This is a genomic window from Tumidithrix elongata BACA0141 (assembly GCF_036349135.1).
GTDB classification, from domain to species: domain Bacteria; phylum Cyanobacteriota; class Cyanobacteriia; order Pseudanabaenales; family Pseudanabaenaceae; genus Tumidithrix; species Tumidithrix elongata.
The window spans coordinates 1-7,424 of the sequence record NZ_JAZBJZ010000156.1 but is presented as its reverse complement, the minus strand read 5'-3'; the positions used below and the strand labels follow the sequence as shown (position 1 = coordinate 7,424).

The following is a 7,424-nucleotide window of genomic DNA, read 5'->3' as shown; positions in this document are numbered from 1 at the left end:
GTCAGTGGTCAGTGGTCAGTGGTCAGTGGTCAGTGGTCAGTGGTCAGTGGTCAGTGGTCAGTTCAAATGTTAATTCCCATAAATGTCGCTAACCAATTACTCTTTTACCGATAACCGATAACCTTTTACCGATAACTCATAACCCTTTATCTCTATGCCCCAAACGATCGCTGATATCAATGCCAAGATTGTCGCACAGACTGCCAAAGTGCTCACGGCTACCGAACTTAAAGCCCTCGTTGCCGAGGTTGGGGTCAAACAAGCTGCCAAACAAGTCGATGTGATTACCACGGGTACGTTTGAACCGATGGAATCTTCGGGAGCGATCCTCAACTTAGGGCATACCGATCCACCGATTAAAATTCGCTCTTGCTGGATTGATGGGGTTCCTGCCTACGCTGGGTTTGGTGCAGTCGATCTATATTTAGGCGCAACCCAAGAAGCCGATCTAAGTGATGATGTCGCACTCAATCGTGGAGGTGGTCATGCGATCGCCGATCTAATCGCTGGCAAAGAAGTATCGCTGCGAGCGATCGGGCATCCCAATGACTGCTATCCCAAAGCCTCATTTGAGACCACCATTACCAAGGATAGTATTAACCAGTTCTATTTATTTAACCCACGCAATCTCTACCAAAACTTTATCGTGGGAGTGAATGGTGGCGAAAATACGCTTTATACCTACTTAGGCCCCTTACAACCCCGTTTAGCCAATGCGGTTTACTCCAATCCTGGGGCAATCTCTCCACTGTGGAACGACCCCGATCTTCAGCTCATTGGCATTGGCACAAAAATCTTTATGGGCGGTGGAATTGGTTATATTGCTTGGGAAGGAACGCAACATTTCCCTTTACAAAAACGTCTGGAAAATCGCACGCCAATTGGGCCCGCTGCTACCCTAGCGCTGATTGGTGATGCCAAACAAATGACTGCGGAATGGGTGAGAGGCTGCTATTTCCGCAATTATGGGGCTTCGCTCATGTTGGGTGTGGGTGTGCCGCTTCCCGTAATTGATGCGGAGGTAGTGGCGAGAGCGGCGGTCATGGATGACCATCTGGTTGCACCCGTGATTGATTTCTCCATCCCCAGAAGGGTGCGCCCTACCTTTGGCTCGGTCAGCTACGCCCAACTCAAATCAGGTAAGATTACGATTGAGGGAACGACCGTCAAAACCGCTCCTCTCGCCAGTATTTACTTATCCGAAAAAGTGGCTACCACCTTGAAGGATTGGATTATCGCAGGAAAATTTACACTGACTGAACCTGTGGCGTTATTGCCCAGCGATCGCACCTTTGTCCCTCAAGATACGCGAGGCTTTTAACATGAAAACACACACAAATCTGGGAATACGCTCGATCTCTTGCGTTTTGTCGCTGACTTTAAGTTCTTTGGGTTCTTTAGTTTTTTTGATATGGGGGGCGGCTTTTAGCTCCCCAGCGATCGCGCAGACGGATGTGAAGCCAGAAATCCCAACAAAACCCACAGAAAAACCCACAGAGAAAACCACATTTAAAGATTGGTGCAACGATCGCAAAAATCTCTCGGTGGAAACTTGGAATACGGTCTATGCCGTCTTAAAGGTGCTGGAAGCCACCAGTTGCATTCAAGCTGAGCAAAAGCTATCAATCCGCACAGAGCTAAATCTCAGTGCCAGCCGCATCACAGATTTACGACCTCTGCAAAGTCTGACCAATCTCACTTATCTCGATCTAAATCGCAACCAAATTAGCGATCTAAAACCTCTACAAAATCTCACTAAACTCACAAGTCTCGACCTTAGCTTTAATAAAATTAGCGATCTGAGTCCCTTACAAAATCTCACTGCGCTCACCTCACTAAAGCTCGAGAGCAATCAAATCTACGATCTATTTCCCTTGCCTAGTCTGACAAATCTTACCGAACTCAATCTCGATATTAACCAAGTCATCGATTTGGCTTCGTTGCAGAGTTTGGTAAATTTAAAGAAACTCAGTCTTGCCAAAAATCAAATTAGCGATCTGAGTTCTCTCCAAGGTTTAACGAAGCTAAACATGCTTCAACTCAGTTCCAATCGCATTACTGATGTCAGTCCTCTACAAAGTTTAACTGAGTTAACCACACTCTCTGCGATCGGAAATCGCATTTCCGATATTACTCCTCTACAAAACCTAACAAAGCTTACAAGTTTGCACCTCAGCTTTAACAAGATTCGCGATGTTAGTGCGTTAGAGAACCTGTCAGAACTGACTGGACTGAGCCTGAATAACAATAGCATTCAAGATATCAGTCCTTTAAGTAAGTTGACGAAGTTGACAGGACTGCAAATCAATCAAAACCAAATTCAAGACCTTTCACCGTTAGAAAACGCCACGGCATTAGTTAGCTTAGATGCCAGTGGCAATCAGGTTTCCAGTCTCAGCCCTCTGACCAATTTAACCAAGCTCACCAACCTCAATCTGAGAAACAATAGAATTACAGATATCTCTGCCTTATCGGGTCTAAGTGCGCTGAATGCGCTCTATCTAAGCGGGAATATAGTTCCCGATCTTGGAGCTGTCAGCAATCTCTCTAAGCTAACTACCGTAGAACTGACCAATAGCCCCGACTCAATTCCAATTTGTCCATTTAAACCAGAGTCAATCTGTCGCTTTTAATTAGGGAGCAAAGGGTTCGATCCCCTACCCGATAGAGAATCCCCCTTGCAAAATCGAGAAAGGTGAATTCTCCCCCCTTTTGTAAGGAAAGCTAGGGGAGAGAATCGGCATGTATTGGGTTTCAGGTTTTCCTTGTTCGGGCTGACATGAGTTTAGTTAGTGTAGTCCTGTAAAGCCCTCACCGTCAGTGTGTCATTTTGTAAGGAACGAATCGCCGCGATCGCAGCTTTTGCCCCAGCAAGGGTCGTAATCACAGGAATTTTATAGGCAAGCGCACTGCGACGAATTAACTTACCATCCACCTTCGCTTCCTCACCACTGGGAGAATTGATGATTAGCTGAATCTGGCTATTTTTAATGGCATCTCCAACGTGAGGACGACCTTCGTGCACTTTGAGAATTAGTTTGCACTCGATGTCACTGCGACGCAGAATTTTATAGGTTCCCTCGGTGGCGATTACCTTAAAGCCAAGCTCGATAAAGCCTTCGGCAACAGAAGTGATACCTGTTTTATCGCGATCGTTGACCGAGATAAACACCGTTCCTGTCAGCGGCAGCTTCTCACCTGCGGCGATTTGAGCTTTGGCAAAGGCACGTCCAAATTCCAAGTCGATGCCCATGACTTCGCCAGTGGAACGCATCTCAGGGCCTAAAATCGTGTCAGTACCCGCAAATTTTGCAAACGGTAGAACTGCTTCCTTAATTGAAATATGTTTGGGAATTACTTCCTTCGTAAATCCCAATTCTGCAAGCGTTGCACCAGCCATGATTTGGGAGGCATAGCTGACCAGAGGTACGCTCGTTGCTTTACTGACATAGGGAACTGTTCGGGAAGCGCGAGGATTTGCCTCTAAAATAAATACCTTTTCCTGTTTGGAATTGTTGATACTCACCTGCACGGCATACTGAATATTCATCAAGCCGATTACCTTCAATCGTTTTGCCAGCTTGACCGTCCATTCGCGAATGGTGGTCAGGACAGTATCAGAGAGAGAGAAGGTGGGAATCGAGCAGGCGGAGTCACCCGAGTGAATGCCAGCTTCTTCGATATGTTCCATAATGCCGCCGATGACAACATTGCCCGAAGCATCCGCGATCGCATCGACATCCACCTCGATCGCCCCTTCGAGGAACTGATCGATCAAAATAGGATGCTCTGGCTCGATCAAGATTGCTTTGGACATGTAGCTTTCCAGTTCGTGATCGGAGTAGACCACTTCCATACCACGTCCACCGAGAACATAGCTAGGACGCACGACCACAGGATATCCAACTCTTTTAGCAACCACGAGCGCTTCTTCGTAGGAACGCGCCAAGCCATTATTGGGCTGTAAAATCCCCAATTCCTGACAAATTGCCTCAAATCGCTCCCGATCTTCGGCGGCGTCAATCGAATCTGGCGAAGTTCCCCAAATCTTTGTCTGAACCTTTGATTCGGAGCTGTTGAGGAATTTCTGTAAGGGCACGGCAAGCTTTAACGGCGTTTGTCCGCCAAATTGAATGATTACGCCTTCAGGATTTTCGGCTTCGATGATATTCAGCACATCCTCACGGGTGAGCGGCTCAAAATAAAGGCGATCGCTGGTATCGTAATCGGTAGAAACTGTCTCAGGGTTGGAGTTGACCATGATCGTCTCAAAGCCCTGCGCCCTTAATGAATAGCTGGTGTGACAACAACAGTAGTCAAATTCGATGCCTTGACCGATGCGATTGGGGCCACCACCGAGAATCATCACCTTACGGCGCGTCGAGGGCAAGATTTCGGACTCTTGATCGTAGGTGGAGTAGTGATAGGGTGTGAGGGCTTCAAACTCAGCCGCACAGGTATCCACAGTCTTGTAAACGGGAATAATGCCTAAGGACTTGCGATAGGTTCGCACTTCGTCCTCGGTTGAGCCTGTGAGGTAGGCAAGTTGGCGATCGCTAAAGCCCAGTTGCTTAATTTCGCGCATTTCTGCCTGCGGGATCGCGCTGAGCTTGCGCCCCTTAACGGCTAGCTCTATATCGACGATTTCGCGCATTTTTTGCAAAAACCAAGGATCGATATGGGTGAGATCGGCGATCGCTTTCACCGACAAGCCAGACAAAAAGCCGTGGCGTACTGAAAAAATCCGATCGGGGTTAGGCGTGCGCAAACTCGATTTGATATGTTCTAGGGTCGGCATTTCTTCATCGCGATCGGCCCCAAAGCCAAACCGCCCAACTTCCAGCGATCGCAGGGCTTTTTGAAATGACTCTTGGAAAGTACGACCGATCGACATCGCTTCGCCCACCGACTTCATTTGGGTGGTCAGAGTCGGTTCGGAGCCGGGGAATTTCTCAAAGGCAAACCGAGGAATTTTAGTGACCACATAGTCAATGGTCGGCTCAAAGCTAGCTGGAGTCTTTTTGGTGATGTCATTGGGAATTTCATCGAGCGTATAGCCCACGGCTAATTTGGCGGCAAATTTCGCGATCGGAAATCCCGTAGCTTTTGAGGCTAGTGCCGAACTGCGGGAAACGCGGGGATTCATCTCAATTACGACCACATCACCATTTTCGGGATTGATCGCAAATTGAATATTCGAGCCGCCCGTCTCTACGCCAATTTCACGAATGATCTTGATCGAATAGTCTCGCAAACGTTGATATTCTTTATCTGTCAGGGTTTGGGCGGGTGCAACCGTAATCGAGTCCCCCGTGTGAATGCCCATGGGATCGATGTTTTCAATGCTACAAATAATTACGACATTATCGGCAAGATCGCGCATTACCTCTAGCTCGTACTCTTTCCAGCCAATCAATGATTGCTCGATCAAAATTTGCGAATTGGGGCTAGCCTCTAAACCCGAGTCGGCAATGAACTCAAATTCTTCTTGGTTGTAGGCAATGCCCCCACCTGTACCACCCATCGTAAACGCGGGACGAATGATTAAGGGGTAACTGCCAATCTGATGGGCAATGTCTCTGGCTTCTGCCATTGTGTTCGCCAGACCAGAAGGGCAAACCGCGACGCCGATCCGTGCCATTGCCTCTTTAAATAATTTGCGATCTTCTGCCATTTCGATCGCGGGTAACTTAGCACCAATCAACTCGACGCCATATTTTTCTAGGACTCCCATTTTGGCGAGGGCGACGGCGGTGTTGAGGGCAGTTTGTCCGCCCATTGTTGGCAAAATGGCGTCGGGACGCTCTTTTTCGATAATCTGAGCCACAATTTCGGGGGTGATCGGCTCGATATAGGTGCGATCGGCGGTAGCGGGGTCAGTCATGATTGTGGCGGGGTTGGAGTTAACCAAAATCACGTAGTAACCCTCGTCACGCAAAACTTTACAGGCTTGAGTGCCAGAATAGTCAAACTCACAGGCTTGTCCAATCACAATCGGACCAGCCCCAATCAGCAAAATCTTGTGTATGTCGTTACGGCGGGGCATAAAATCTCGTTATATTGGGGTAACTCGCACTTCATTTTATAGCCTCATCGCGATTGTGCAATATGTAGCCCATGATGCTAAATCTGTAGTTATCGGTTTTGGTGACCTCCAAAGCAGGGCAAAACAAGTTTGTCTGTATGTGTGATAATGGTGGGAAATGCCCCAATCTTTAGTGTCCTAATCCTTCATGAAATTTGAGTGGGATGAAGCGAAAAATCTTGAAAACATTCGTAAACATGAGATTGATTTTGCCGATGTCCCCCCAATGTTTGATGATGAAATTCTAATCGATCTGGACGATCGTTTTGATTATGGCGAAGATCGTTGGGTTGGAATCGGGTTTCTCGGTTCTGGGATAGCGGTTGTAGTCTGGACAGAACGCAAAGAAAATATTACCCGAATCATTTCAGCACGAAGAGCTAACCGATATGAGCAGAAGCGATTTGAACAGTACCTCTCGTACTAATTGGGCTGCCTTAGAGTCAAGGTCAGAAGAGAATATCGACTACTCAGATATTCCACCTCTGACAGATGAGTTTTTTGCACGGGCAACGTTGCGTATTCCAGCAGAAAGAGCGCACAACCTAGTTCAGCTCGATCCAGATGTAAAGCAGTGGTTTCAGGCGCAGGGTGAATCGTATAAAACGCTAATCAATGATGTTTTACGTCAATACATAGAGAACAACAAATCTCAGCGATCGGCATAAACCTGTATTGCAGCGATCGCACTCAATACTTTTACCATCGCATACCCATATTTAATTTAGTGAAGGATAACTGGAGTTTTCTTGAAGTCTGGGGCGATCCCATGCAGTCGCCTCCTTATGTTTTGCTGCTGTTAGGTGATAAAACTGGAAGTTGTCATATCTTTGACCCTGCTGACGGTTACAGACTTATCAAAAACTGCGGTCATTATAAGGAAGCCCAAATTTGGCTGTTAGAAGATGAATACGAACCACTTGAAGGAATACTCGCAGGTACTGAGATTCATGGAAGTATATCGTAATCATTAGCTAAAAAAGATGGATGCTTATGTCCATATCGCAACTGTACGAACACCAACCCAATCACCATCTGAGGTTTGCCCAACATCGTAAAGGTAGTAAACAGACATGCATCCAACCACATATTCTCGTAGATTGCTCAGATTATTGACTAGGAAATCATCTATCGGTTTTAACTTTATATAATGACTGGCTTCTTTGGGATTTCCTTCATAATGCTCCGCTTCTTTACTAAATTTTTGAAATGGGCAAGTGCGAACAAATCCTACAGCCTCTAACAATGAAGTCAATACGAACTCTTTGCTCGCAGATGCTGACATAACCTACATTATTCATGAGAACCCAAAAGAGAATAAAAATCAAGAAAAAAGGAA

The 7,424-nt window shown here is 46.7% G+C and carries 7 protein-coding genes; 5 read left to right on the top strand and 2 right to left on the bottom strand.

All coding sequences use genetic code 11. The annotated features are described in order from the left end of the window. Positions 1-154 precede the first annotated feature (154 nt). Together V2H45_RS23395 and V2H45_RS23390 are read left to right on the top strand one after the other, a co-directional pair. Positions 155-1,321 carry a homocysteine biosynthesis protein gene (locus V2H45_RS23395; RefSeq protein WP_330486105.1) on the top strand — a complete coding sequence of 389 codons (1,167 nt, stop codon included), beginning with the start codon at positions 155-157 and terminating at the stop codon, positions 1,319-1,321. 1 nt (position 1,322) lies between these two features. Continuing rightward, positions 1,323-2,633 (top strand): leucine-rich repeat domain-containing protein, encoded by a 1,311-nt coding sequence (locus V2H45_RS23390; RefSeq protein WP_330486104.1) that lies wholly within the window; start codon positions 1,323-1,325, stop codon positions 2,631-2,633. A 152-nt stretch (positions 2,634-2,785) separates the two neighbouring features. On the opposite strand, the gene carB is transcribed toward V2H45_RS23390, so the two are convergent. After that, entirely contained in the window at positions 2,786-6,046 is a 3,261-nt protein-coding gene (gene carB, locus V2H45_RS23385) for a carbamoyl-phosphate synthase large subunit (RefSeq protein ID WP_330486103.1), read from the bottom strand. 187 nt (positions 6,047-6,233) lie between these two features. Here carB and V2H45_RS23380 point away from each other — a divergent pair, with 187 nt between their 5' ends. The 3 genes from V2H45_RS23380 (at position 6,234) to V2H45_RS23370 (ending at position 7,052) form a co-directional block, all read left to right on the top strand. Continuing rightward, positions 6,234-6,512: a BrnT family toxin gene (locus V2H45_RS23380; protein ID WP_330486102.1), complete on the top strand. Its 279-nt coding sequence runs from the start codon at positions 6,234-6,236 to the stop codon at positions 6,510-6,512. Then, on the top strand, positions 6,475-6,753 hold the full coding sequence (locus V2H45_RS23375; RefSeq protein ID WP_408648884.1) for a BrnA antitoxin family protein: 279 nt from the start codon (positions 6,475-6,477) through the stop codon (positions 6,751-6,753). Before V2H45_RS23380 ends, V2H45_RS23375 begins: the two co-directional genes overlap by 38 nt. Positions 6,754-6,854: 101 nt before the next feature. Then, positions 6,855-7,052, top strand: coding sequence for a hypothetical protein (locus V2H45_RS23370; RefSeq protein WP_330486100.1), 198 nt, complete (start codon positions 6,855-6,857; stop codon positions 7,050-7,052). 24 nt (positions 7,053-7,076) lie between these two features. On the opposite strand, the gene V2H45_RS23365 is transcribed toward V2H45_RS23370, so the two are convergent. Then, positions 7,077-7,370 carry a nuclease A inhibitor family protein gene (locus V2H45_RS23365; RefSeq protein WP_330486099.1) on the bottom strand — a complete coding sequence of 98 codons (294 nt, stop codon included), beginning with the start codon at positions 7,368-7,370 and terminating at the stop codon, positions 7,077-7,079. Between the last annotated feature and the right edge of the window lie 54 nt (positions 7,371-7,424).

Excerpts from the sequence above, each read along its gene's own strand:
- V2H45_RS23365 (WP_330486099.1), bottom strand. The coding sequence starts at position 7,370 with ATGTCAGCATCTGCGAGCAAAGAGTTCGTATTGACTTCATTGTTAGAG.
- V2H45_RS23380 (WP_330486102.1), top strand. The coding sequence starts at position 6,234 with ATGAAATTTGAGTGGGATGAAGCGAAAAATCTTGAAAACATTCGTAAA.
- V2H45_RS23390 (WP_330486104.1), top strand. The coding sequence starts at position 1,323 with ATGAAAACACACACAAATCTGGGAATACGCTCGATCTCTTGCGTTTTG.
- carB (WP_330486103.1), bottom strand. The coding sequence starts at position 6,046 with ATGCCCCGCCGTAACGACATACACAAGATTTTGCTGATTGGGGCTGGT.
- V2H45_RS23370 (WP_330486100.1), top strand. The coding sequence starts at position 6,855 with ATGCAGTCGCCTCCTTATGTTTTGCTGCTGTTAGGTGATAAAACTGGA.
- V2H45_RS23375 (WP_408648884.1), top strand. The coding sequence starts at position 6,475 with ATGAGCAGAAGCGATTTGAACAGTACCTCTCGTACTAATTGGGCTGCC.
- V2H45_RS23395 (WP_330486105.1), top strand. The coding sequence starts at position 155 with ATGCCCCAAACGATCGCTGATATCAATGCCAAGATTGTCGCACAGACT.